Annotated in this window: 19 protein-coding genes and 1 pseudogene; 11 read left to right on the top strand and 9 right to left on the bottom strand. The window is 60.5% G+C overall.

The genetic code is table 11. The features are described from left to right. Window positions 1-20: 20 nt before the first annotated feature. Window positions 21-818, bottom strand: coding sequence for a 3'-5' exonuclease (locus HBN54_RS12785; protein ID WP_168673604.1), 798 nt, complete (start codon window positions 816-818; stop codon window positions 21-23). A gap of 161 nt (window positions 819-979) precedes the next feature. On the opposite strand from HBN54_RS12785, the gene HBN54_RS12790 reads away from it, so the two are divergent. From HBN54_RS12790 to HBN54_RS12810, 6 genes and pseudogenes are all read left to right on the top strand, one after another. Further along, the gene (locus tag HBN54_RS12790) at window positions 980-2,350 is read left to right on the top strand and encodes a helix-turn-helix transcriptional regulator (RefSeq protein ID WP_168673605.1); all 1,371 of its coding nucleotides are present in this window, start codon (window positions 980-982) and stop codon (window positions 2,348-2,350) included. A gap of 88 nt (window positions 2,351-2,438) precedes the next feature. After that, window positions 2,439-2,819, top strand: coding sequence for a hypothetical protein (locus tag HBN54_RS12795; RefSeq protein WP_168673606.1), 381 nt, complete (start codon window positions 2,439-2,441; stop codon window positions 2,817-2,819). 140 nt (window positions 2,820-2,959) lie between these two features. Further along, window positions 2,960-3,658 (top strand): annotated as a pseudogene (locus tag HBN54_RS24135) (carboxypeptidase regulatory-like domain-containing protein); the annotation flags it as partial. 96 nt (window positions 3,659-3,754) lie between these two features. Continuing rightward, complete coding sequence (locus HBN54_RS12800) at window positions 3,755-5,452, top strand: outer membrane beta-barrel family protein (RefSeq protein ID WP_394353995.1); 1,698 nt, start codon at window positions 3,755-3,757, stop codon at window positions 5,450-5,452. Window positions 5,453-5,791: 339 nt separating this feature from the next. Then, window positions 5,792-6,694 carry an ABC transporter ATP-binding protein gene (locus tag HBN54_RS12805; protein ID WP_168673608.1) on the top strand — a complete coding sequence of 301 codons (903 nt, stop codon included), beginning with the start codon at window positions 5,792-5,794 and terminating at the stop codon, window positions 6,692-6,694. 69 nt (window positions 6,695-6,763) lie between these two features. Further along, complete coding sequence (locus HBN54_RS12810) at window positions 6,764-10,423, top strand: ABC transporter permease/M1 family aminopeptidase (RefSeq protein WP_168673609.1); 3,660 nt, start codon at window positions 6,764-6,766, stop codon at window positions 10,421-10,423. An 82-nt stretch (window positions 10,424-10,505) separates the two neighbouring features. On the opposite strand, the gene HBN54_RS12815 is transcribed toward HBN54_RS12810, so the two are convergent. The 6 genes from HBN54_RS12815 to HBN54_RS12840 all read right to left on the bottom strand — a co-directional run bounded on the left by HBN54_RS12815 (window position 10,506) and on the right by HBN54_RS12840 (window position 14,251). Next, window positions 10,506-10,988, bottom strand: a complete 483-nt coding sequence (locus tag HBN54_RS12815) for a carboxypeptidase-like regulatory domain-containing protein (RefSeq protein ID WP_168673610.1) — start codon at window positions 10,986-10,988, stop codon at window positions 10,506-10,508. A gap of 447 nt (window positions 10,989-11,435) precedes the next feature. Beyond that, window positions 11,436-11,840, bottom strand: a complete 405-nt coding sequence (locus HBN54_RS12820) for a carboxypeptidase-like regulatory domain-containing protein (protein ID WP_168673611.1) — start codon at window positions 11,838-11,840, stop codon at window positions 11,436-11,438. A 241-nt stretch (window positions 11,841-12,081) separates the two neighbouring features. After that, on the bottom strand, window positions 12,082-12,744 hold the full coding sequence (locus tag HBN54_RS12825) for an SdpI family protein (RefSeq protein ID WP_168673612.1): 663 nt from the start codon (window positions 12,742-12,744) through the stop codon (window positions 12,082-12,084). Window positions 12,745-12,772: 28 nt separating this feature from the next. Next, window positions 12,773-13,027 carry an autorepressor SdpR family transcription factor gene (locus tag HBN54_RS12830; RefSeq protein WP_168673613.1) on the bottom strand — a complete coding sequence of 85 codons (255 nt, stop codon included), beginning with the start codon at window positions 13,025-13,027 and terminating at the stop codon, window positions 12,773-12,775. Between the two features lie 118 nt (window positions 13,028-13,145). Then, a complete protein-coding gene (locus tag HBN54_RS12835) occupies window positions 13,146-13,529 on the bottom strand; it encodes a hypothetical protein (protein ID WP_168673614.1) in 384 nt (127 codons plus the stop codon). Window positions 13,530-13,648: 119 nt separating this feature from the next. Then, entirely contained in the window at window positions 13,649-14,251 is a 603-nt protein-coding gene (locus HBN54_RS12840; RefSeq protein WP_235955519.1) for an RNA polymerase sigma factor, read from the bottom strand. A 281-nt stretch (window positions 14,252-14,532) separates the two neighbouring features. Between HBN54_RS12840 and nuoK the strand changes: the two genes are divergently transcribed. From nuoK to HBN54_RS12860, 4 genes are all read left to right on the top strand, one after another. Further along, window positions 14,533-14,877 carry an NADH-quinone oxidoreductase subunit NuoK gene (gene nuoK / locus HBN54_RS12845; RefSeq protein WP_168673615.1) on the top strand — a complete coding sequence of 115 codons (345 nt, stop codon included), beginning with the start codon at window positions 14,533-14,535 and terminating at the stop codon, window positions 14,875-14,877. Between the two features lie 98 nt (window positions 14,878-14,975). Next, window positions 14,976-16,925 (top strand): NADH-quinone oxidoreductase subunit L, encoded by a 1,950-nt coding sequence (gene nuoL / locus HBN54_RS12850; RefSeq protein ID WP_168673616.1) that lies wholly within the window; start codon window positions 14,976-14,978, stop codon window positions 16,923-16,925. A 311-nt stretch (window positions 16,926-17,236) separates the two neighbouring features. After that, window positions 17,237-18,832, top strand: a complete 1,596-nt coding sequence (locus tag HBN54_RS24005) for an OmpA family protein (RefSeq protein ID WP_168673617.1) — start codon at window positions 17,237-17,239, stop codon at window positions 18,830-18,832. Window positions 18,833-18,968: 136 nt separating this feature from the next. After that, window positions 18,969-20,183: a hypothetical protein gene (locus HBN54_RS12860; protein WP_168673618.1), complete on the top strand. Its 1,215-nt coding sequence runs from the start codon at window positions 18,969-18,971 to the stop codon at window positions 20,181-20,183. Window positions 20,184-20,262: 79 nt separating this feature from the next. Here HBN54_RS12860 and HBN54_RS12865 read toward each other — a convergent pair whose 3' ends face one another. Next, window positions 20,263-22,908 (bottom strand): TonB-dependent receptor, encoded by a 2,646-nt coding sequence (locus HBN54_RS12865; protein ID WP_168673619.1) that lies wholly within the window; start codon window positions 22,906-22,908, stop codon window positions 20,263-20,265. Window positions 22,909-22,957: 49 nt separating this feature from the next. Continuing rightward, on the bottom strand, window positions 22,958-23,317 hold the full coding sequence (locus HBN54_RS12870) for a winged helix-turn-helix domain-containing protein (RefSeq protein ID WP_168673620.1): 360 nt from the start codon (window positions 23,315-23,317) through the stop codon (window positions 22,958-22,960). Between the two features lie 255 nt (window positions 23,318-23,572). Between HBN54_RS12870 and HBN54_RS12875 the strand changes: the two genes are divergently transcribed. Continuing rightward, window positions 23,573-23,974 carry an NUDIX hydrolase gene (locus HBN54_RS12875; protein ID WP_168673621.1) on the top strand — a complete coding sequence of 134 codons (402 nt, stop codon included), beginning with the start codon at window positions 23,573-23,575 and terminating at the stop codon, window positions 23,972-23,974. Window positions 23,975-24,017: the final 43 nt, after the last annotated feature.

Below are 24,017 nucleotides of genomic sequence, written 5' to 3' on the forward strand. Positions count from 1 at the left end.
GTGTCGGATGGAACCCGCCACTACACCACCCGGCGCATGGGCACGGGCGTGGCGTCGGCATACACAATGTGCTCGTCGCGCACGGGGGCCTCGCCCCGGAATTTTTGCAGAATGCGGGCCGTCGTGATGATGTCCTTCTGGCAGTAGTGGGCAATGCGGGCCAGGTCGTTGTCCTCCCAGTACACTCTCGCCACGTCGGCTCCGGTAATGTCGTCTTTGGGCGTGGGAATGCCGAAGAGGGCGGCCAGCAGGTTCAGCGAGGTGTAGGACTTGCGGTCGCCGAATTTCCAGAGCTCCATCGTGTCGTGGTGGGGGATTTCCCAGGGCTTCTTGCCGGCCATGTCCAGCTGCGGCGGCAGGGGCAGGCCATTCACCAGCAGGCGGCGGCCGAGATAAGGGAAGTCGAACTCCTTGCCGTTGTGGGCGCAGAGCAGGAATTTGGGCTTGTTGGCCAGCAGGCCGGCGAAGTCGCGCAGCAGTTGCTTTTCATCGTGGTCGGCATAGCTTTTCACGCGGAAGCGCACGATTTCCTCTTCCTTATCAACCACAAAATAACCCACCGACACGCACACCACTTTGCCAAACTCGGCGTAAATCCCGGCCTGCTCAAACAGGCTGGCGGCGGTGAGGTGCTCGGGAAAGGGCTCGGCGGCCTGCGGGCGGCCGGTGTAACCCTGTTGGCGGCGCAGGCTCTCGCTCTTGTGCTCCCAAAGCTGCCGCAGCATCTCGTCGAGGCTGTCGTGGCAATCCACGCAGGGCACGGTTTCGATGTCGATGACGAAAAGCTGGTCGAGCGGAGTACGGTGCAGGTGCTGCATGATAGAGGCGGAAAAGCAGTTGAAACAGCCGAATATACAGCGGCGCAACGGCCCAATGAAAATGCGCCGACGGCGAACAATAGCCGCCGCAAAACGGATTACCTGGAACCGGGCTGGAATCAGCGGGCCGTTGCCTGTCGCTCAGCCGTATTTTCGTCGCCATGTTATTCCAATTTGGTCTGCATAGCTCGTTGCTGCTGCCCTTTGTGGTGCCGGGCGCGGTGGCCACGTGCTGGCTGCTGGCGCGGGCGTGGCGGCGCGGCAGCCCCGCCGATGCCCTGCTGGCGCTGCTGCTATTGGTGCCCACCCTCAGCGTGAGCCAGTGGATGCTGGGCTACGCCGGCTGGTTTGATAGCCACGACGGCCACTCCACCGTGATGTTCTACGTACCCTGGCGGGCCAATATGCTGCTGGGCGGGGCGTACTACCTCTATTTCCGCAGCCTCACCAACCAGGATTTTCGCTGGCGGCCCGCCCTGAAGCACCTGCTGCCGGGCCTGCTGGAGTGGGGCGCTTTCGCCGCCGTGGCGGCCTACGACCTGCTCTGGTACCACGGCCTGCGCGGCCGGCCGCTGCCCGATTTCTTCGGTACCAAAGGCCCCGGGGCCACTGCGCTCGACGAAACGGCCCTGCCCGCTGCCCTGCTCAGCTCGGCGCTGCTGCTGGTGTATGGCCTGCGCGTGCTGGCCGACTACCGCCGCTACCGCCGCTACCTCAACGACAACTTCTCGGACCCCGAGCGGCTGCGCTTTGCCGGCCTGCGGCAGCTGCTGGCCCTGCAAGCACTGGTGCTGGTGCTCAGTCTCTTATTTACGACGCTGAACCAGGTGTTCGATTTCAGCTACGACGCGGCCTGGTATTTCTTCGCCCTGCGCGGGGTGCTCATTTATGGGCTGATTGTGGTGGGCATTCAGGCTAACTACGCCGCCGCTACCACCTCGCTGCGCTTCGGGGCCGGGAGCGCAACGGCCGACGAAGCCGCCGCGCTACTGCCCACTGCCGGGGTGCCGGTAGCGCCAGCAGTTGCGGACGTGCCCGCTGCCGCCCCGGCGGCCGCCCCAGCTGCCCCCGAAGCTTCGATAGTGGCAGGAGCGACCACCCCGGCGGCCAGTGGCGCCACCACGGCGCCGTCGGCAGGTGGTGCCGGGCTGCTTGCCGATGCGCCGCCGGCCCCTGCCGAGTTGGCCCCGGAGCTGCACCCTTGGCGCGAGAAGCTGCTACGCCTGATGGCCGACGAGCAGCCCTGGCTGGAGCCCGAGCTCACCCTCACCGAGCTGGCCCACCGCCTGCGCACCCACCCGGCGCTGCTTTCCAAAGTCATCAACGCGGGCTGCGGGCAGAACTTCAACGACTTCGTGAACACCTACCGGGTGCAGGAAGCCCGCCGCAAGCTGGCTGATGGCCGCTTCGCGCACTACTCGCTGGTGGGGGTGGCGCTGGAGAGTGGATTCAACTCAAAATCAACGTTTAACCGCGTGTTTAAGAAGCTGCTGGGCCAGGCTCCCAGCGAGGTGATGCGGCCCAAATCATAAGTTGGGACGGGCCAGATAATGGTTTGGAGCGCCGGCCATAGGGCAGGGCAGGACCTTTGGGTCATTGTTTCACCAAACCCCCAATGTCATGCGCACCTTCTTTCTCGCCCTGCTGCTGGCCACGGCCTGCTGCGCCACCGCAGCGGTATTCCTGCCCAGCGGCATCCACTCGCACCTGCTGATAGATGCCGGCAAACAGTTCGTGCTGGGCGGCGACCAGGTGGGCCCATTCCGGGTAAGCGCCCGCAACTCGGGCCGGGTAGCCGTGCTGTTTCTGGAGCGGGCCGATGACCGGAGCGCGGCCGTGGAGCGCGGCCGCCTGGAGCCGGGCCAGTCGGCGCAGCTCCGCTTTGGGGCGGGGGCGGCCGTGCTGGTGCGCAACCTGGGCCGCGAGCGCGCCGAGGTCGACGTCGACATCAAGGGGCCCAGCAACAGCCGGATGACGTATGAGCCGGCCGCTGGCAATTGAAAAATAACATGGCTCGCTGTAACGTTTGGCCTTCGGCTATGATAGTCGAGGCGCCGCCGGCAATTATTCCGGCGGTCGCAGGCAACCTGGTTGCTCATCCTTTCATCTTTTTTTCGAATCCCCTTTCCTTTTCCCTGCTGATGAAAACTGCTACCCTCCGTGCGCTGGGCGCATTTCTGGCGGCCCTGCTGCTGGCCCGCCCCGCCGCCGCCCAAACGCCTGCTGCTGCCGCTACTCCGGCGGTGGCGGCCACTGGCTCGCTCACCGGCACCGTGCTCGATTCGCTTAAGAAAGAGCCCGTGCCCTACGCCACGGTGGTGCTACTGCCGCCCGCGCCCAACGACAAACCCATCACCGGTGTGGCCGCCGACGATGCCGGCAAGTTTTCGCTCACCAAACTAGCGCCCGGCCCGTTTCGCCTGCGGGTGAGCTACGTGGGCTATGGCACCCAGACGCGGGCCGTGACCATTACCGCCGGCGCTACCGACGCGGGCACGTTCCGGTTGCCCGTGGCTGGCACGGCACTGGCCGAAGCCGTCATCATCGGCCAGAAGCCGGTGGTGGAAATCCGGCCCGACCGCATCGTGTACAACGCCGACCAGGACGCCACCAACGCCGGCGGCACCGCCGCCGACGTGCTGCGCAAAGCCCCGCTACTGGCCGTGGACGGCGACGGCAACGTGAAAATGCGTGGCTCCAGCAACTTCAAGGTGCTGGTGAACAACAAGCCCTCGCCCACGCTGGCCAGCAACCTGGCCGAAGCCCTGAAAGGCATTCCCGCCGAGCAGATTCAATCGGTCGAAATCATCACCACGCCGCCGGCCAAGTACGACGGCGAAGGCACTGCCGGCATCATCAACATTGTGCTGAAGAAAGGGGTGGAGCAGGGCCTGAACGGCCGCATTGGGGCGAGTGGGGGCAGCCGCAACTCGGGTGTGAACGGCTCGCTGAACTTCAAGACCAAGAAGCTGGGCTTCACGTCCTCCGGCGGCACGGGCGGCTGGTACGGGCCGAACCGGTCGGAGCGCACCCGCTTCGGCAAGACGGACAACTCGACCCTGACCCAGCAGGGCGTGGGCAACTACAGCGGCCAGTGGATGTACGGCTCAGTGGGCCTCGACTACGACCTGAGCGAGCACCAGAGCCTGTCGCTGGCCGCCTCGGTGAACCGATACGCCGGCCACGACTACAACAACATGCTGAACGACTTTGTGTCGCCCGCCCGCCCGCAGGACAATCAGCTCTTCACCCGCGCCACCAACAGCAAGTTCAGCGGCCTGAATGGCGAGCTGACCGGCACCTACACCAAAACCTTCGCCCTGCCCCGCAAGGAGTGGAGTGTGCTGGGCCAGTACGCCAACAACAGCGGCACCTTCGGCTACGATTTCGACCAGTACCTGAACTCCACGACCAACCTGGAAGTGGGCCGCGCCAACTACCGCGAACGCAGCCGGGGCCGCACGCCAGGCAGCGAAGTGACGCTGCAGACCGATTTGGTGCAGCCCTTTGGCGACAAGCAAACCCTGGAAACCGGCCTGAAAGCCATTTTTCGCAATACCGGCTCGGTGGCCAACGTCGACGGCCTGACCCGGGGCGTGACTGAGGATTTTGTGCGCCTGCCCGGCCGCTCCACCGACTTCAGCTACGCCCAGAACGTGCAGGCCGGCTACGCTACCTACACCAATAAGCTGAGCAAGAAGCTGAGCGTGAGCCTGGGCAGCCGGCTGGAGCGCACCGCCCTGTCGGCCGATTTCCGCACCAACGATACCAGCTTCGTGCGCAGCTACCTCTCGCTGCTGCCCAACGGCAACGCGCAGTACGCCTTCAGCGACAACAACAGCGTGCGGGCCGCCTACAGCCGCCGCATTACCCGGCCCTACATCGACTACCTCAACCCCTTCGTGGACCGCTCCGACCCGAAGAACCTCGTGTACGGCAACCCCGCCCTGAGTCCTGAGCTGACCGATTCCTACGAGCTGAGCTTCAACACCAACGGCAAGGCCGGCTCGCTCAACATCGCGGCCTCTATGCGCCGCACGGGCAACGCTATCGAGTCGATTCGCCTGGGGCCTGATGCCAGCGGCGTGACCCGCCAGACCTTCGCCAACGTGGCCTCCAACGCCTTTTACCAGCTGAACTTCTACGGCTCGGCCAAGCCGGCCAAGGGCTGGGACATCAGCGGCGGGCCGGATGTTCAGTACATCGTGCGCCGTAGCCCCACACTGGGCATCGAGCGGCGCGGCTTCACGGCGGGCCTCAACCTGAATTCCTCCTATAAGCTGCCCAAAAACTTCATGCTGCAGGGGTACGTGTATGCTTCGCTGCCCTCGCCCGACTTGCAGGGCCAGGGCGCGGCCAACCTCTACTACCAGATGGGGGTCAAAAAGACCTTCCTTAAGGACAAAGCCGACGTGGTGCTGAATATCGCCGCCCCCTTCAACGACTACTGGCTCTACCGCAACACCACCGACACGCCTACTTTCAGCGAAACCAACCGCAACTACTCCTATCAACGCTCATTCCGCCTCAGCTTCAACTACCGCTTCGGCCAGGCCCAGCAGGGCAAGCAGCGCAAGTCCATCTCGAACGACGATGTGAAGGGCGGCGGCGGCAGCAAGCAGGGCGGGCAGTAGGGCGGGATGGTGCTGAATCTATGGCATCGCTGCTCTTTCGGAGTTGCACGTTGCTCTTTCGGAGTTGCACTCCGAAAGCCGCGCTGTGGCGGAGTTATACTCCGCTTTGTAAATCGTTGCTGGCATCAACGGGGAGTATAACTCCCCACCAAGGCAGCTTTCGGAGTGCAACTCCGAAAGAGCAGAGGTCTTAGCAAGGCCTTTTATTACCCTTCAGGCAACCCCCTCGCCGGGCCGTGCATCTCTTTGGTCAACTCCCTGTAATGAATCGCCACCTCTGGCGATTCCTGGAGCGCACAGTACCTTCCGGTTTACATCCTTCATATTCTGCAAAAAAGCATGGCCCTTACGATTACCAATCTTTCCAAAACATACCCCAACGGCACGCAGGCCCTCAAAAACGTCACGCTCGACATCCCCAACGGGATGTTTGGTCTGCTGGGCCCCAACGGCGCGGGCAAGTCCAGCCTGATGCGGACCATTGCCACGCTGCAGGATGCCGACACCGGCTCCATCATGCTCGATGACATTGACGTGCTGCGCGACAAGGAGGCCGTGCGCCGCGTGTTGGGCTATTTGCCGCAGGAATTCGGCGTGTATCCCAGCGTGAGCGCCGAGGAACTGCTCGACCATTTCGCTACCCTCAAAGGCATTGCCAACGGCCGCGAGCGCAAGGAGATGGTGGCCGCCCTGCTCCACCAGACCAACCTGTATGACGTGCGCAAAAAGCACGTGGGCGGCTACTCTGGCGGCATGAAGCAGCGCTTCGGCATTGCCCAGGCGCTGCTGGGCAACCCGCGCCTTATCATTGTAGATGAGCCCACCGCCGGCCTCGACCCTGCCGAGCGCAACCGCTTTCATAACCTGCTTTCGGAGATTGGCGAAAACCTAGTGGTGATTCTCAGCACCCACATTGTGAGCGATGTAGCCGACCTGTGCCGCCACATGGCCATCATCAACAAGGGCGAAGTGCTGCTCACCGGCGACCCGGTTTCGGTGATGGGCAACCTGAAAGGGCGCATCTGGCGCAAGCTTATCGAGAAAACCGAGCTGCCGGCGCTGCAAGCCAGCCAGCAGGTTATCAGCTCGCGCCTTTTTGCGGGCAAAACCGTGGTGCACATCCTGGCCGATTCCGCGCCCGACAGCGGGTTTGAGGCCGTGAATCCGGACTTGGAGGACGTGTATTTTTCGGAAATTAAAAATTATGAATTAAAAATTAAAAATGGCCCCGTCATGGCCTAATGAGCTTATTGTGAGCAGTTTGTGCCCATCTCATTTTTAATTTTTAACTCATAATTTTTAATTAATGACATGTTCCTTCCAATACTTCTTTTTGAACTCAAGTACCGCCTCAAGCGGCCCGCCACCTGGATTTATTTTCTGCTGCTGTTTGCCATGGCTTTTCTGCTGGTGACGGCAGCCGGCGGCGGCTTCGGTACGGGCGTGAAAGTGGCCCTTGGTGGTGACGGCCAGACGGTGAAAATCAACGCTCCGTTCTCGCTCAACATTATCACGGCGGTGCTCAGCGTTTTCGGCGTCATCATCGCCTCCTCGCTGATGGGCAACCCCGTGTACCGCGACTTTGAGTACCGCACGCATTCGCTGTTTTACACCACGCCCATCAGCAAGTTTGGCTATTTGGGCGGGCGTTTTTTTGGCTCTTACCTGATTTCGGTGCTGGTATTCAGCGGTATCGGGCTGGGCGCGGCGGTGGCCGGTATGATGCCCTGGGTGGCGGCCGAGCGGTTTCTGGCGGTGGCCCCGGCCGGTACGTATGTGTGGCCCTACCTCGTGTTGGTGCTGCCCAACCTGCTGTTTTCGGGCGCTATTTTCTTCACGGGAGCCACGCTTTCGCGTAATATTCTGAGCACATATATCGGCTCAGTGCTGCTGCTGGTGGTATACCTGGTGGCCACGGCCTACCTGCAGGACCTCAAGAACGAGCACCTGGTAGCGGCCCTGGATGCCTTCGGCATATCGGCCATCGAATTCACGACCCGCTACTGGACTTCGGCCGAAAAAAACTCCCTGTTGCTCCCGCTCTCCAGCTACGTGCTGCTGAACCGCGCTGTGTGGCTGGCGGTTGGCTTGGGTCTGCTGGGCTTGTGCTACGCCCGGTTCCGGTTCTCGGCTTTCGCCTCGGATAAGCCCGATAAAAAGAGCCGCCGCGTAGCCGCCGCCGATGCCCTGGCGGCCGAAGTGGCTCCCGCCGCCCAACCCGGCGGCCTGCGCCTGCCGCGCGTGGCCCAGGTATTCAGCGGGGCCATGAGCCTGCGCCAGTGGTGGAGCCTGACCAAGCTGGAGTTTCGCGGCATTGTGCGCAGCCGCTACTTTCTGGCCATTGCGGGCGCGGGCGTTATCCTGCTGCTGGCCACCTCGTCGCAGGTCGGCCGCACCTTCGATACCGCTACTTATCCCGTCACCTACGAGGTGCTGCAAGCCATCACCGGCTCGTTTTTCCTGTTCTTTCTGGCCATCATCATCTTCTACAGTGGCGAGCTGGTGTGGCGCGAGCGCGAGGCCGGTGTGGCCCAGATTACCGATGCCGTGCCCGTACCCAGCTGGGTGCCTTTCCTGAGCAAGCTGGCCGCGCTGGGGCTGGTGCAGGTGGTGCTGCTGGCCGTGGTGATGGTGTGTGGCCTGCTGATTCAGACTTTCAAAGGGTATTTCCACTACGAAATCGGCCAGTATTTGCAGGCGCTGTTTCTGTATGAGCTGCCGTTCCTGCTGCTGCTGTGCGTGCTGAGCATGGTGACGCAGGTGGTGGTGAACAACAAGTACCTGGGCTTCGCGGTGATGGTGATGTACTACGTGGCCAATATTTTCCGGAGCCAGATTGGTTTTGGCCACCGGCTGCTGGGCTACGGCGGTGGCCCCACGCCCGGCCAGTATTCCGACATGAACGGCTACGCCCATTTCCTGCCGGCCTTCTGGTGGACCAAGCTGCTGTGGTTTGGCGTGGCGCTGCTGTTGGTGCTGCTGGCCAGCCTGCTCTGGACGCGCGGCACCGATACCACCGGCCGCCTGCGCGAAGCCCGCCGCCGCTGGAGTGCCGGCAGCAGCACCGCCCTTGCCCTGGGCCTGCTCATCAGCCTGGATGCAGGCGGCTACATCTTCTACAACACCAATGTGTTGAACAAATACATGACGCCCAAGGAAGGCGAGAAGCGCCAGGTAGCCTACGAGAAGCAGTACCGCCGCCTCAAAGACGTGGCCCAGCCCCGCATCACGGCCGTGGATATGAACACGGAGATTTTCCCCAGCACCCGCGCCGTGCGGTTCCAAGGCCAGTTTACGCTGGTGAACAAGCACGCCCGCGCCCTCGATACCGTTATCGTGAGTATTCCCGTGGAGCAAAACCCGCGCGTGCATTCCATCACGTTGGGCCAGCCCGGCCAGGCCACCCTGGCCCTGAACGACACCACCTACGGCGTACGCCTCTACCGCCTGGCCCGGCCGCTGGCCCCCGGCGACTCGCTAGCCCTCGGCATGGATATTCTGTACCAGGAGCGCGGCTTCCCCAGCACGGGCTCGAATACCGACATCGTGTACAACGGCACCTTCATCAGCAGCAACTACCTGCCCGGCCTGGGCTACCGCGAGGGTGCCGAGCTAAGCGGCGACCAGGACCGCAAAAACTACGGCCTGAAACCCAAGCCCCGCATGGCCCCCGTGAACGACCTGCAGGCCCGCCAGAATACCTACATCAGCCAGGATGCCGACTGGATTCGCTTCCGCACCACCGTGAGCACCGAGGCCGACCAGACCGCCATTGCCCCCGGCTACCTGCAAAAGGAGTGGGTGAAAGACGGCCGCCGCTACTTCACCTACGTGATGGACCGGCCCATGCTCAACTTCTACACCTTCCTCTCGGCGCGCTACAAAGAGTATAAGAGCCAGTGGGTTGATACGGCCGGGCAGCGCACCATTCCCATCACCATCTACTACCAGCCGGGCCACGAGTACAACCTCAAGCGCATGGCCGAGGGCGCGCGGGATGCCCTGGCGTATTGCTCCAAAAACTTCTCGCCCTACCAGCACCGTCAGCTGCGCATTCTGGAGTTTCCCCGCTACCAGTCCTTCGCCCAGAGCTTTGCCAACACGGTGCCCTTCTCCGAGGCCATCGGCTTTATTGCCAACGTGAACGACAAAGACCCCGAAGACCTGAACTACCCCTATTACGTGACGGCCCACGAAGTAGGGCACCAGTGGTGGGCGCACCAGGTAATTGGCGGCAACGTACAGGGCAGCACGCTTCTGGCCGAAGCCATGGCCGAGTATTCGGCCCTGATGGTGCTGCGGGCGCACAATGGCCCGGCCACCATGCAGCGCTTCCTCAAGTTCGATATGAACCGCTACCTCACTGGCCGCGCTTTCGAGCAGAAGAAGGAAGTGCCGCTGGCGCTGGTCGAAAACCAGCAGTACATCCACTACGCCAAGGGCTCGGTGGTGATGTACGGCCTGCAGGACTACCTCGGCGAGGCCACCCTGAATGCCGCCCTCAAGAAGTACGTGGCCGCCGTGGCCTACCAGCAGCCGCCCTACACCAACTCCACGGAGTTCATCGGCTACCTGCGCCGCGCCGCCCCCGATTCGCTCCAGTCCTACCTCACCGACCAGTTCGAGCGCATCACGCTCTACGACAACCGCGTGACGGCCGCCACCAGCAAAAAGCTGCCCGATGGCCGCTACCAGGTCGATTTCACCGTGAAATCGGCCAAGTTCTACGCCGACAGCCTGGGCACCCAGCGGCCCGCCGACCAAACCCGCGACGCCCTGCCCGTGGCCATTTTCCCCGAAATGGGCAAGGATAAACAGCCCGTGGCCCCGCTGCTGCTCCAAAAGCGCCGCCTGCGCCCCGGCGACAACCAGCTGCGCTACGTGGTGAGCAAAAAGCCCGCCTCCGTCGCCATCGACCCCTACCACCTGCTAATGGACCGGCAGCTCGACGACAACACCAAAGACCTGTAGCGCTGGAAGCACAGGCGCACAAAAAAATCCCCGGTCACTCTGGCCGGGGATTTTTTTGTGTCTGGACACAGCCGCTGCGCGCTTATTTGCGCACCTGGCGCAGGTCGCGCTTCACTTGCTTGTGGGCCGTTTTGAGGTAGCGCTTGAGTTGCTGCTTGCGCGATACCACGATTACGCGGGCATTGGTCAGGCTCACCGTTGACTCGTCGGCCGAGGCATTCAGGGTCATTTTTTCATCGGCGTAGCCGGCGTAGGTCACCACGGCATCGAGGGCTCCGGCGTTGGCTGGCACTTCAAATTCGAACTCACCGTCGGCGTTAGTCACGGCCATTTGCTTGGAGGCCGTCAGGATAACCACGGCGCCGGGCAGCGGGCCGGCCGGATTGGTGATTTTGCCCATGAGCACCATCTTCTCCGGCTTAGTGCCCGTGGTCCCGCCGTCGGTATCAGTCGCCAGGGCAAGAGCAGTGCTGGTAAAGCCACGTTGGGCCTGCGCCGTAAAATCAGCCAGGTTGATAACACAGGCGAAAACGGCGGCGGCGAGTACAGAGAAGGAGAAGCGCATGGCGGTGATGAGTATCAGATGTTTTTGAATGATACAAATGTCGCATTGCATTTATGGGATAATGACCCGCCTCGCCCAACTGTCTCAATCCGCCGGTGAATGACTGGATTTGCCAACGCAATGAACTAGTGAACGCATTTGTACTCCTCGCAGAGTGTATTGTAAGAATGGTATAGGGATGCTACGTTTTGCACCTCGCCATTGCCTAACCCACGCCAGGACCGTCGAGTAATTTTCCTTAATAATGAGCCGTAACCTATTGTGCCAGTCCCTGCAAAGCTTGCGAAAGAGCAGTTCTGCATCTCCGGCCGGGCTTGTGCCCGCACCTTGCTTTCTTTCGGAGTATCAAATAGAAAAACCCTGGCCTCGTAGGCCAGGGTTTAGCAATTGAGGTTGCAGAAAAGAGGTGTGGTAGCTAGTAGCAGGAGGAAAGTGGGCGGGAAGGAATTATTTGGTAGCCGGGCCTTTATCGCGCAGCAGGTACACCGAGCCCAGTGCCTGCACGGCCCCCAGCCGCACTACTTCTTCGCGCAGGCCCCCGTAGCCGCAGGTCAGCTCCACTTCTTTCGTGTTGCTGGGCACGCGCAGCTCGAATTCACCTTCCGAGTTGGTTACCACAATGGTACGGCTGCCGTGTAGCCAAACCGTAGCTCCAGGCAGCACACCGGTTTTGCCCTGTATTACGCCATGAATAACTTTGGTAGTGACGGTTTTAGCGCCTTCTTCCGGGTCGGTGCCGGCTGCTTCTTCCATCTTTTCACCCGGTTTGGTGTAAGCATATTGTGCCTGGCTGGGCATGGCGGCCAACAAAAAGCCGACGGCAGCAACGATGGAAGTAAGGCCGAACTTCATGACGAATTGCACTAATGATATTATTTATTGCAGAGTACAAACGTACAATAAAATCATAGCATGTTGCAAGTGTTCATGATAATATATTCGCTTTTATTCTGGGATAAGCGCAATTACTTGTTAGGGCACCGGCTCAGCATCCATAAAAAAACCTCCGCACTATTAGTGTGGAGGTTTTGTATTGAAAATAACTTATTGTTATATAATTAGTTAACATAGAATTATTGTCGTGATAGGCAATTCAGGCCACGTTGCGCCGTTGCTCCTCCTGCCGGAAAACGAAGTAGGAGTAACCATAGCAGAATGCCGTTGTGAGCAGTATCAGCCCCACGAGTACAATATTCATCTGCCGGGCCGGTACTACCAATGCCAGCCCTACAAGCAGGACCCCCACCAGGCAAAAGACCATGCCTCCTATGCGGTGCGTACGGGCCCACACGGTAGGGCTTTCCAACGTCCAGGGCGTGCGGATGCCTACGAAGTAATTGGGCTGTACCGTGGTTAAATAGTTGCCCATAAAGGCCAGGAACAGGCCCAGCAGCACTGTTATCCCCCGGCCTGTGGTGCCGGGGTGCATCCCTATATACATGCCGTAGGCTAACAGCCCTCCCAGCATGGCCACCATTGCAAGGCGCAGCTTCTGGAAATTTATGCTGCTACTGTCGAGCCGGCGCTTGGGGTCGAGATAGGGCAGCACGGTGAAAAAGAAAGCCACCGCCAGCGGGGCCCCTAGCATGAGCAGCCACATGTGGTCGCGCCCGATGTAGTCGTTGGGCTGCCCGGCGCTGTCGAAGTGCGTTGGCACTTGGGCCGGCAGCTGCGGCCACACAAAAAGCAGGTACAGCGACGGGGCCAGCATGGCCACCAGCGTCAGCAGTTGCCAGACGAGTATGTTTTTCTTCATGAGTAGGGCAAAAAGAGCGGTGAAAAGGTTAGGACTTGAATTGATAAAGCCAGCCTAGCAGCTCGTCTAATACGGTCATATTGAGGGTGTATACCACGAACTGGCCTTGCTTCTGGCTGGTCACGAGGTCGGCCTGGCGCAGCAGGTCGAGATGGTGGCTGATGGTGGGGGCCGAGAACTGGAACTGCTCGGCAATAGCCCCGGCGGTGGCCGGCCCGCCGCGCAGCCGCTCCAGAATGGCGCGCCGCGTGGGGTCGTTCAGGGCTTTGAAAAGAGCATTCATACAGGGTGTTTCAATGATTAGACAAATATCTAAATAAAATCGAAATAAAAAAGCGCGACCCCCGAAAAGGGCCGCGCTGCTAACGTCGTTTATGGATTGGGCCGAACCTTACCAGCCGCTAGGCCGGCTGCTGCGCCGGGGTTTCGGCGGCCGTTTCGGGGCGGCGGCCCCAGGAAGCCATGCCGCAGCGGCTTTGCATCTGCTGGCGGAATTTCTCGCGGGCTTCGGGGCTGAGGTGCTCCATGCGGCCGGCCATGCGCTGCTTCCACTCGCGGCGCTTGCGGGCCCAGCCGCCGGGCTGCCCGCCCCGGAAACCACCAAACAGGATACGGCTCAGCAGGAGCAGCCCGTAGGTTTGGCCCAGCGTGATGGCCGGCAGGCGGAACAGCGCCGGCATCAGCCAGTTCCAGAGGGCCTGCGTGGCAAACCCGACTACGGCAACAAAAAGCGCCGCAAAGAAAAAGAAACGAAGGCCGCGCAGCAGCCAGAATTTACGGTCCATGATAGGTGATATAGTGAAAGGGTGAGGTGGCGAGGGGGTTAGATAGACTAGGATTTGATGCGGCCAACGAGGTTGGCAGAACATCAAGACCACTGTTTCACCACTTCACCAGTTCACCTTTAGTCGGTGAATAATTCAGTGTAGAGCTTTTGCAAGCGCTTGCGCAGGTGCAGCACGGCGTAGTGCTTGCGCGAAATCAGGGTTTTGAGCGGCACGCCGGTTTCTTCCTCCATCTGGCGGAAGGTCTTATCTTCCAGCTCGTGCCACACAAATACTTCGCGCTGAGCCACCGGCAGCTCTGCCAGCGCATCGCTGAGGGCTTCCATGAGAGTTTCGCGCAGCAGGCGGTTTTCGGGCGAGTCGTCGGGGGCGGGCAGCAGGTCGGCCAGCAGCAGGCCTTCGCCGTCGTCGCTGGCTTCGGCGGCGCCAAAGGCTGCCTCCAGGCTCACCGGCCGCTTGCGGCGGTAGAGGTCGGTGATGCGGTTGCGGGCCACCCGGAAGAGCCAGGCCGCCGCCTGTTCCACGGGTTTGAGCAGCCGGTAGCTTTCCACCAGCTCGGCGAAAACGTCCTGCAGGAGGTCTTCGGCCTCGGCCTCATCCGGAATGCGCCGCCGGATGAACTGCAGCAGCCGGGGCCGCTGCTGCCGCACGGCTTCGGCAATCTGGCGGTCTTGCTGCGAGGCCGACATCGGCAGGAGGGGAGAGGGGAGCGAAAGTGCCATGGTTGTCATTCTGAACAAACAGACGCTGACCTGCCGAAATTACTTTAAGTTTTTTCGGCACAATAGTTTCAATAGCACCCCATGCCGGGCTTACCGGAGCGACTTTGTCGCCCCAGCAATTCGATTGCTGGGTATCCTTCTGCGGTAGTGATGCTTCGGCAAGTTCCGCATGACACTCCGAATAGTGTACTGCCTGCAAATTCAACCCCTGTTTTTTCGTTTTTCAGGGTACCTTTGCCGGCCGGCCGGCTGCACGTTGCCTATTTGCCGGCTCTTCCTGTATGGACCCAACCGTTTCCCAAACCATCCCCGAAGTCATTCGGACCGTTCCGCTTCAGTACTACGTCTTTTTCGCCTCGGCCCTGTTTGCCATCGGGGTCACGGGCGTGCTGGTGCGGCGCAATGCCATCATCATCTTCATGTGTGTCGAGCTGATGCTCAACGCCGTGAACATCCTGCTGACGGCTTTCTCGGCCTACCGCTCCGACCCCAACGGCCAGATTTTCGTGTTCTTTATCATGGCCGTGGCCGCCGCCGAGGTTTCGGTAGGCCTGGGCATCATCGTCATGATTTACCGCAACTTCCAGACCACCGACGTCAACCTGCTGAGTAGGCTAAAATGGTAAATGAGCAAGTGAGTAACTGAGTAAGTGGCTACCAGCCGCTACTCCGATTTGCTCATGCCCGCACTCATTTACTCAGCTACTCAGTTACTCATTTACCAATGGAAACCGTTCTCCCCGGCGCCAACGCGCCTTACCCCACGTTGCTCTACGTTCTCATTCCGCTGCTGCCCTTCCTGGGGTTTCTGCTGAATGGGCTGCTGAACCGGAAGCTGTCCGGCACCGTGGCCGGCCTCATTGGCAGTGCCACCGTGCTGGGCTCGTTCCTGATTTCGCTGGTGCTGTTCCTGAATTTCCAGTACCAGTACACGGTGCAGCTGTTCGACTGGATTTCGGTGGGCTCGCTGCAGATTCCCTTCCAGTACCAGATTGACCAGCTCAGCCTGATAATGCTGCTGCTGGTGACGGGGGTGGGCTTCCTGATTCACGTCTACAGCATCGGCTACATGCACCACGACGAGAACGTGGGTAAGTTTTTCAGCTTCCTGAACCTGTTCATTTTCAGCATGCTGCTGCTGGTGATGGGGGCCAACTTCGTTATCCTCTTCATTGGCTGGGAAGGCGTGGGCTTGTGCTCCTACCTGCTCATCGGCTTCTGGAACAAGAACACGGCCTACAACAACGCTGCTAAAAAAGCCTTCATCATCAACCGCATTGGTGACCTGGGCTTTCTGCTCGGCATCTTCCTGATTTACCTCACCTTCAACTCGGTACAATACGCCGAGGTGTTCCAGAAAGCCTCGCTGGGCCAGTTCGGGACATACGGCGTGGGCATCTGCACGGCCATCACGCTGCTGCTATTTGTGGGCGCGATGGGCAAATCGGCGCAGTTGCCGCTCTATACCTGGCTACCTGATGCCATGGCCGGCCCCACGCCGGTTTCGGCCCTTATCCACGCTGCAACCATGGTTACGGCCGGCATCTACATGGTGCTGCGGGCCAATGTGCTGTTCACGCTCTCGCCCGATACGCTGCAGGTAGTGGCCATTGTGGGCGCGGCCACGGCGCTGTTTGCCGCCACCATTGGCCTGGCCCAGAACGATATCAAGAAGGTACTGGCTTACTCCACCGTTTCGCAGCTGGGCTATATGTTCCTGGCGCTGGGCGTGATGGGCTACTCTACGGCCCTGTTTCACGTGCTCACCCACGCCTTTTTTAAGGCGCTGATGTTCCTCGGGGCCGGCTCAGTCATTCATGCCATGAGCAACGAGCAGGACCTGCGCCGCATGGGCGGCCTGCGCAAGGCGCTGCCCATTACCTTCCTGACCTTCCTAATCGGTTGCCTGGCTATTTCGGGCATCCCGCCGTTCTCGGGATTCTTCTCCAAAGATGAAATCCTGGCACATGCCTTCGAGCACAATAAAGTGCTGTGGGCCATGGGCTTGCTCACGGCTTTTCTCACGGCTTTTTACATGTTCCGCCTGTTGTTCCTAGCTTTCTTCGGTGAGTTCCGGGGTACTGCGGAGCAGAAGCACCACCTGCACGAATCGCCCGCTTCGATGACCTTTCCGCTCATCGTGCTGGCCATTCTGGCAGCTGTGGGCGGCTTCATGGGTGCGCCCATGTTCACGGGCGGTCACCACTACTTGGCCGAGTACCTGGCTCCGATTTTCACCTACTCGCAGCGCCTGATGCCCGAGGTTTTCTCGGCCGAGTTGGACAAGGGCACTGAATACATGCTGATGGGCCTGTCGGTAGGGGCTGGGTTGCTGGGCATCATCCTGGCTTATGTGATGTATGTGGCCCGCGCCCAGCGCCCCGCCGAAGACGAGGCCCAGCGCTCGGCCCCCGAGAGCCTGGTGTACCACAAATACTACATCGACGAGCTGTATAATAACCTGTTCACGCGGCCCGTAATGGCACTGTCGACGGGGTTGTACAAATTTGTGGAAAACGGCGTTATCAATCCTGTGGTGGGGGTTTTTGGCCGCGCTGTGAACGGCGGCGGCCAGCTGCTGCGCTACGTGCAGACCGGAGCCGTGGAAACCTACCTGATACTGATGGTTGTGGGTATTGTGCTGATTCTGGGGCTGAATTTTGGCCGGTTCTAAAGTTGGAATTTGCTTGGTATTTTTGGGAAAGCCGCCTGTGAAAACAGGCGGCTTTTTTATGTGAGAAACTGTCGGCTGGGTGGCTATAAAATGGCTTTATTTAAGTGAATGGAACTTTTGATGGCTGGAGAAAGCCAAACATTTGGTTTGACAAGTGCCTGATTTATAAAGTATTTATATTTTTATAATTGGGACTTGCAGGGTTAGGATAGCAACTTTTTTAGCTGAAAGTGGTATAGCAGCACATCTGAAGCAACGATGGGCCGACTGGCTCGCGGCGGATAATGCATCTATCTCCAAACCTAAAATTTATGGTCTCAAAACCTAATCTCCTACGTGGCCTCGCCCTGGGAGCAGTCGTGCTTGGCATGGCAGCTCCGCGTGCTCAGGCCCAAACCGCCGACCGCAAAACGGCGCTGAGTGCAAACATCGGTTTGCTGCAGTACAGCGGCAATATGGGTTCCGACTTCTGGAACCGCTCCGGCAACGACCTGTCGGTGGGCGGCGGCGGAACCATCACGCGCTACCTGTCGCCTTCGTTCGACGTGGCTGTGCTGGGTTATTACGAGACCTACAAGTTCAGCAGCGAGCTGACGAAAGGCTCCAACTTTGAGGCCCGTATCGGCATGGTGGACCTGGGCCTGAAGCTCAAGCTCAACAACGGTAAGATTCTGAAAGAAGACGCTTTCATTCAGCCTTATCTGATGGGCGGTGCCGGCATGTTCCTGGCCAACAGCTCGGGTCAGGTTTCCGGCAAAGGCTTTGGGGTTACGCAGATTCGTCGGCCCGAAGTATTTGGCCTGGCTGGCCTGCGCTTTCGTTTGAGCGATGCGGTGTATCTGGACCTGACTACCAGCCAGCACTACCCCTTCACCGAGCGCGTAGACAACCTGAGCAGCCCCAGCGACAAGCTGTATGACCGGTTCCTGTTGCACCAGGCCGGCATTACGGTGGCGCTGGGCAAAATGCAGGACGAGGACAAAGACGGCGTTTCGGACAAGAAGGACAAATGCCCCGGCACCCCGGCCGGCGTAGCCGTGGACCCCAACGGCTGCCCGCTCGACAAAGACGGCGACGGCGTGCCCGACTACCAGGATAAGTGCCCCGACGTGAAAGGCGTAGCCGCCCTGCAGGGTTGCCCCGACCGTGACGGCGACGGCGTGACCGATGCCGACGACGCTTGCCCCGATACCCCCGGCAAAGCTGAGCTAAAAGGCTGCCCCGATGCCGATAACGACGGCGTAATCGACCAGAACGATAAGTGCCCCAACACGCCAGCTGGTGTGAGCGTGGATGCCAATGGCTGCCCGCTTGACCGTGACGGTGACGGTGTGCCCGACTACCAGGACCGCTGCCCCGACCGTGCCGGCCCCGCCAGCAACAAAGGCTGCCCCGAGATTAAGGCTGAAGCCAAGAAAATCCTGAACGAGGCCACCAAATACATCAACTTCGACTTCAACAAGGCCACCCTTAAGCCTTCGTCGTACCCGAAATTGCAGCAAATGGTGCAAATCATGAACGACTACCCGGACTACAGCCTCAGCATTGCCGGCCATACCGACAGCAAAGGCGCTGATAACTTCAACCTGGGCCTGAGCTACGAGCGTGCCAACGCTGCCCGTGCCTACATGCTGAGCAAAGGCATCCCCGCCGACCGCATTGAGGCCCGTGGCTATGGCGAAACCAAGCCGATTGCTGACAACGCTACGGCTGCTGGCCAGGCGCTGAACCGTCGGGTTGACTTCGACCCCTACCTCACCGGCGAAACCAATGCCGCCGAAGTGAAGTATGGCGCTGCGCCCACCATCCAGGAAATCAAGGCCACCGGCAAGCCCGTACCGACCCGCGCCAACAAAGTGGTGCCGAAGAAAGCACCTGCCAAGAAGGCTCCGATGAAGCGCAAGTAGATTGCCCCAGCGGCAAGCGCTAAGTGAAAAGGCCCGCTCGATGAGAGCGGGCCTTTTTTGTGCGTAATTGGCGGCTGGTTGGCTGGTATTCTTTTCACCTAGGCAACCTACAAGAACACTCTACCTTCTTACAAACATGCTGAAGTCCATAATTACCATTGCCTGCCTATGCAGTCTACTTGCGCAACCGGCCCGGGCGCAGGATACTACGATGACCCGCTTGCTGCGGGCAAACGTTTACCCCCTTACGGCGGCTAAAGCGCAGCTAAGCGGTACTGGCTGGGAACGGCTGCAAGCCAGTATTGCCAAAAGCCAGTTTGTGCTGGTAGGAGAGGACCACGGGATGGCCCAGATTCCGCAGTTTACCCAAGCAGTAGCCCGCGAGCTGCAACCGGCCGCTTTCATCACCGAAATTGACCGTTATCAAGCCGGTGCCCTAACTCGCCTAACTGCCACACCTGGTCCGCCCACGGCCTATCTAAAGGCCAGCCCGGGCGCGCTGTCATTTTTCAGTTGGGAAGAAGAGTATGAGCTAGCCCAGCAATTGCGGGCGCAAAAGGCTCAGATTATTGGCATCGAACAAGTGGGCGTTTTCACGCCGGGCCGCTTCTTCGAGCAACTAGCGAACCAAGTAAGAAGCAAGACTACTCGTATCTACCTGCAGCAACGCCGCGTCGTTTATCAGCAGCACGACAATGAACAATCGCGTAGTGGTGGCCACGCATATAGCATGGTAATCCAACACCAATCAGCGCTCGATAGCTTGGTGGCGATAACGAAATCCGAAAGTCCGGAAGTCCGCCGCATGGTGCAGGAGTATTTGCTGAGCTACCTTATCTACAAAGACCAGGTAAAGGGTTTAGACAGCCATCAGGCCCGGGTGAACCTGATGAAGCGCAACCTGTTGGAGGCCTTGCGCCCGCTGGCCCCACAGCCCGGCCAGCCGCTGCCCAGGCTGCTGTTCAAGTTCGGGGCCAGCCACATGGCGCGCATGCTCAGTCCCTGGGCGGGCATTACCGACGTGGGCAATCTGGCCCAGAACTTGGCCGACGTGCAGGATGCCCGCTCGCTGCACCTGCTGGTGATGGGCCGGCAGGGCACCCAAGTGGGAGGCTTCAACCCCGACGACCCCAGCAAAAACGTCGTGCCTTTCGATATTTCGAAAGAAACCTACCTGAAGCCATTTGCCGACATCACCACCGGCCCTGCCTGGCAGGTATTCGACCTGCGCCCGGCCCGTCGGGCCCTGCTGAACGACAAGCTGAAACTGACGGACCAGATGCTGGTTGCCTTGTTGCTAGGCTACGACTACTTCATTCTGATTCCGAATGCTACGGCCAGCCACAGCTAATATCCGTGGTTCTAGGTATGAATTAACAACGTCCAGCTTCGGCCAGCGCAGCAGGACGTTATTTTTGCTTTTAATAAAGCTACTTCACCGCATACATCACCGCCAGATAGTACAGGCCGCCCACGCTGGGGCCGCCGAGGTAGGACACGTAATAATTGTTGAGCAGGTTGCTGGCACCCAGCTTGAAGCGTAGGTTGGGCGCGGGCATGGAATAGCTGAGCTGAGCGTCGAGGGTGTGGTAGGCCGGCACGGTACCGTTCACCAAAAAGGTCTGGGAGTAGTAGCCCTGCTGCCAGCGGTAGTTGAAGCCGAAACCGAAGTTCTTGTAGGCGTTTTCGTTGCCCAGACTCAGGTTACAGGCCCAGCGCGGGGTGTTGAAGCTATCTTCGAGGCCGTCGCCGTTTTCGGTGCGGTCGAGGCGGGTGTAGGTGGTATTGGCCCCCACGAGGTAGCCACTGGGTAACACGTAGCGCAGACCCAGCGAGCCGCCATAGTTATACACCTGGCTCTGCGAGTTGGTCCAGAGGCGGTAGCGGGCCTGGGTAGGTGCCGGGCCGGTAAGGTTCGTGTTATTTAGGGCCGTGGCGATGGCGTTAAGGCCGGCATCGGCCGGCAGGGGTGCGCCGCCGCCGGAAGCTACCGGCACGTAGGCCTCCACCTGCGCAATGAAGTCGCGGTAGGAATTATAGTAAAAATCGACATCGGCCAGCAGCCGGCCGCCCGGCCCGAAAGTGGCTTTATAGCCGGCTTCCAGTGAGCGGATGTGCTCGGGCCTGAGGTAGGTGTAAGGATTCTTCACCAGCAAGCCTTGGTTGGCGGCAATGGCTTGGGCGCGCGTCTGGCCCTGCGTGCCGTTGATGCCCGCCGTCACGGCCGCGTTGAAGCGGTCGATGCTGCTGCGCAGGTAGCTGTTCTCAAACACGCCATCCGACATCACCCGCAGCCCGCCAATGCGCTTCACCTGCCCGCTGTTCACGTTCGAGAAGCCCTCAAACAGGCTCGGGAAGCGGTAGCCGCTCTGGTAGCTGAGGCGGAAGTTCTGGCGCGGCGTGGGCGATAGTACGGCCGTGAAGCGCGGGTTGAATTTCAGGTCGAAATAGTCGTTTTTATCGGCCCGCAGCGTGGCCGTGAGGCGCAGCTTCTCGGCGAAGAACCGACCGCCGGCCTGCACAAAACCACCCGTTTTGGCGTAGGTCAGGTTGTCATTGAGCGGGTCTTTGCCGGGGTTGGGGTTGATAAAATAGTTGCCGTCGGGCACCACGATGTAGGTGCGGTGGTCGGCCCCGGCCAGCAGGTCGAGGGTGGCGGGCAGGTGCGCGCCGCCGCGCCGCAGGGCCTCGGCCAGGTTGGCCTGGGCCTCGGCGTGCAGCAGGCTGGCCCGCACGCGCAGGGCCGCGCCCACGTCCCAGTTGTTCACGTCCTGCAACTGGCTGAGGCGCTGGTTGAATGCCGCAGTGCCGGGCTGAAGGCGGCCGGCATCGGCGGCGGCGCGGGCACTGGCCAGGGCCTGGGGCACTGGCTGGCCGCTGGCCGTGGCCGCGTTCCAGGCCGTGGCGAAGTCGCCGTACCAGGCATTATCCGGCTTGTAGCTGCGGTCGAGGTTCTCGCCCATCGAGCGCAGGTTGTAGCTGCGGCCGGTATTTTCCCGGGTGAAGTAAGCGCGGGCCTGCACCACGGGCGTGGTCAGGCTGAGGGCGTGCTGCTGCAGGCGGTAGTCCTGCAGGCGGAAGCGGTTGGAGCGCTGATACACATTGTCGAAACCGGCCACGCGGTACGTGTAGGACAGCTCCGTGCCGGGCCGGAAGCGGTAGTGCAGCGCCGCGTCGGCCTTCAGGGTCCGGAGGTTGTAATCGACCAAGTCCCGCTCGTCGTAGCCGGTGCGGGCCACCGAGTAGCTCTTGCCCCCCAGCGTGAGGTTGCGGCGGTCCGACGACTCGTTGCCGTAGTGGTTCACCTGGTCCTGGGCCGGGTTGCTGGCCCCAAATAGGCCGGTGGTGGCGTTGCCGTTGGGGTTGATGTCGGTCTGGTCGTTGGCCACCCAGTCGTAGCCGCGCAGAAAGGTGCCGTTCACCTTGAGCGCCAGCTTATCGGCCACCAGCACCCTGGCGTAGCGCAGGCTGGTTTCGGAGAAGATTTTGGCCCCGCTATACGGGTCGCCGACGTGGTTGACGCCGGTTTTCTGCTGCACGCTCAGGCCCTCGAAGCTGAAGGGGTTTTTCGTCCGGAAGTTGGCCAAGCCGTTGATGGCGTTCAGCCCGTAGAGGGCAGCGGCCGTGCCGGGCACAATTTCCACCGACATGATATCCAAATCGCTCGGCCCCAGGATATTCCCAATCGGCCCGCCGATGTGGGGGGCTTGGTTGTCCACGCCATCCACGAGCTGGGCAAAGCGCACGTTGGTGGTGTTGGTGAAGCCCCGGGCATTTAGCACCTTGAAAGCCAGGCTGGGCGTAAGCACCTGCACACCTTTGAGGTGCTCAATAGCATCGAAAAACGACGGGGCGGGCGTGAGCCGCAGCGCCCGCGCGTTGAGCTTTTCCACCGTCACCGACGACTGCAAAAAGCTCTCCTCGACTTTGGAAGCAGACACCACTACTTCCTCCAAATCGACTTTCTGGTGGGTCGTATCGGCTGGAGCTGCCTGCTGGCCTTGCGCGGCAAATACGGATAGCCAGGCCGCTGCAAGCAGCACCAGGTGGGTGCCACGGAGTAAGAAGGGGAGCATAAAAACAGTCGTTATATCCGTAAAGATATAACGGATTGCTGCCTGCCAACTACTCGTGCAGTCTGTTTGTTTCGCGGGCCATGAATTCCTGAAAACGGGCTTGCAAGGCCTGGAACGCCACAATGGCAGCCTGGCCGGCCTCCGTTACAACTGCCCCGCCGCCTTTGGAGCCGCCGGTTTGGGTGCTCACCAGCGGGGTGGCCGCCTGCGCGTTCATGGAGCTCACCAAATCCCAAGCGCGCTTGTAGGACATGCCCATGGCCTGCGCGGCTTTCGAGATGGAGCCCAGCGCGGCAATGTGCTCCAGCAGCTCCAGCCGGCCGATGCCGAGGAACCGGCCGTCGTCGGTTTCGAGCCAGAGGCGGCCGTTGAGGCGATAGGAGTGGGTGGGCCGCAGCAGGGATTTCATCCGGCAATGATACACGCAACGGCCCTTTGCCGGGGCCATACTACAGCAGTTGCTGCATCTGCCGGGCATTTTCCACCCCCACAGCCCCGATGCCGTTGCTACCTTTCGGCTATGCCCGTCAGCCCCGGCTTATAGCGTAGTGTTGCCGCTTATGAAAAAAGCGGCACAACTGGTTACCGACCGATGTGCTGACGGCGCTGGTCCGAACAAGGCAGCATTTTCCTGCTTAATGGTTTCCGATTAACCCTATTTCCAATGTCTGTGATTGATAAAATAGCCTGGCTGCACCTGCGCGATGGCGCGGTGCTGAGCACCCGCAGCCACGGCAAAGACCGGTATTACTTCCCCGGCGGCAAGCGGGAGCCCGGCGAAACCGATGCCCAAACGCTGCTGCGCGAAATTGAGGAAGAGCTGACCGTGGCCCTCGACCCGGCCAGCCTGGTGCACGCCGGCACGTTTGAGGCTCCCGCCCACGGGCACCCGGCGGGCGTGCTGGTGCGCATGGCCTGCTACTACGCCGGCTACAGCGGTACGCTGCAGCCGGCCGCCGAAATCGCGGAGGTAACGTGGCTGACTTATCGGCACCGCGCCCAGGTATCGGCCGTAGACCAGTTGATTTTTGACTGGCTGCAAGCGCAGGGATTACTGGATGAATGAGGCCGCCGCCAGCTGAGCCGTAACCAATTCATCATCCGGGAGT

This window comes from Hymenobacter artigasi (assembly GCF_012275535.1).
GTDB classification, from domain to species: domain Bacteria; phylum Bacteroidota; class Bacteroidia; order Cytophagales; family Hymenobacteraceae; genus Hymenobacter; species Hymenobacter artigasi.

Bases quoted from the DNA above. Each gene is read 5' to 3' on its own strand.
- HBN54_RS12820 (WP_168673611.1), bottom strand. From the start codon at position 11,840: ATGAAGTTCGGCCTTACTTCCATCGTTGCTGCCGTCGGCTTTTTGTTG.
- HBN54_RS12805 (WP_168673608.1), top strand. From the start codon at position 5,792: ATGGCCCTTACGATTACCAATCTTTCCAAAACATACCCCAACGGCACG.
- HBN54_RS12785 (WP_168673604.1), bottom strand. From the start codon at position 818: ATGCAGCACCTGCACCGTACTCCGCTCGACCAGCTTTTCGTCATCGAC.
- HBN54_RS12790 (WP_168673605.1), top strand. From the start codon at position 980: ATGTTATTCCAATTTGGTCTGCATAGCTCGTTGCTGCTGCCCTTTGTG.
- HBN54_RS12815 (WP_168673610.1), bottom strand. From the start codon at position 10,988: ATGCGCTTCTCCTTCTCTGTACTCGCCGCCGCCGTTTTCGCCTGTGTT.
- HBN54_RS12865 (WP_168673619.1), bottom strand. From the start codon at position 22,908: ATGCTCCCCTTCTTACTCCGTGGCACCCACCTGGTGCTGCTTGCAGCG.
- HBN54_RS12835 (WP_168673614.1), bottom strand. From the start codon at position 13,529: ATGGACCGTAAATTCTGGCTGCTGCGCGGCCTTCGTTTCTTTTTCTTT.
- HBN54_RS12795 (WP_168673606.1), top strand. From the start codon at position 2,439: ATGCGCACCTTCTTTCTCGCCCTGCTGCTGGCCACGGCCTGCTGCGCC.
- HBN54_RS12810 (WP_168673609.1), top strand. From the start codon at position 6,764: ATGTTCCTTCCAATACTTCTTTTTGAACTCAAGTACCGCCTCAAGCGG.
- nuoK (WP_168673615.1), top strand. From the start codon at position 14,533: ATGGACCCAACCGTTTCCCAAACCATCCCCGAAGTCATTCGGACCGTT.
- HBN54_RS12840 (WP_235955519.1), bottom strand. From the start codon at position 14,251: ATGGCACTTTCGCTCCCCTCTCCCCTCCTGCCGATGTCGGCCTCGCAG.
- HBN54_RS12870 (WP_168673620.1), bottom strand. From the start codon at position 23,317: ATGAAATCCCTGCTGCGGCCCACCCACTCCTATCGCCTCAACGGCCGC.
- HBN54_RS24005 (WP_168673617.1), top strand. From the start codon at position 17,237: ATGGTCTCAAAACCTAATCTCCTACGTGGCCTCGCCCTGGGAGCAGTC.
- HBN54_RS12875 (WP_168673621.1), top strand. From the start codon at position 23,573: ATGTCTGTGATTGATAAAATAGCCTGGCTGCACCTGCGCGATGGCGCG.
- HBN54_RS12830 (WP_168673613.1), bottom strand. From the start codon at position 13,027: ATGAATGCTCTTTTCAAAGCCCTGAACGACCCCACGCGGCGCGCCATT.
- nuoL (WP_168673616.1), top strand. From the start codon at position 14,976: ATGGAAACCGTTCTCCCCGGCGCCAACGCGCCTTACCCCACGTTGCTC.
- HBN54_RS12825 (WP_168673612.1), bottom strand. From the start codon at position 12,744: ATGAAGAAAAACATACTCGTCTGGCAACTGCTGACGCTGGTGGCCATG.
- HBN54_RS12860 (WP_168673618.1), top strand. From the start codon at position 18,969: ATGCTGAAGTCCATAATTACCATTGCCTGCCTATGCAGTCTACTTGCG.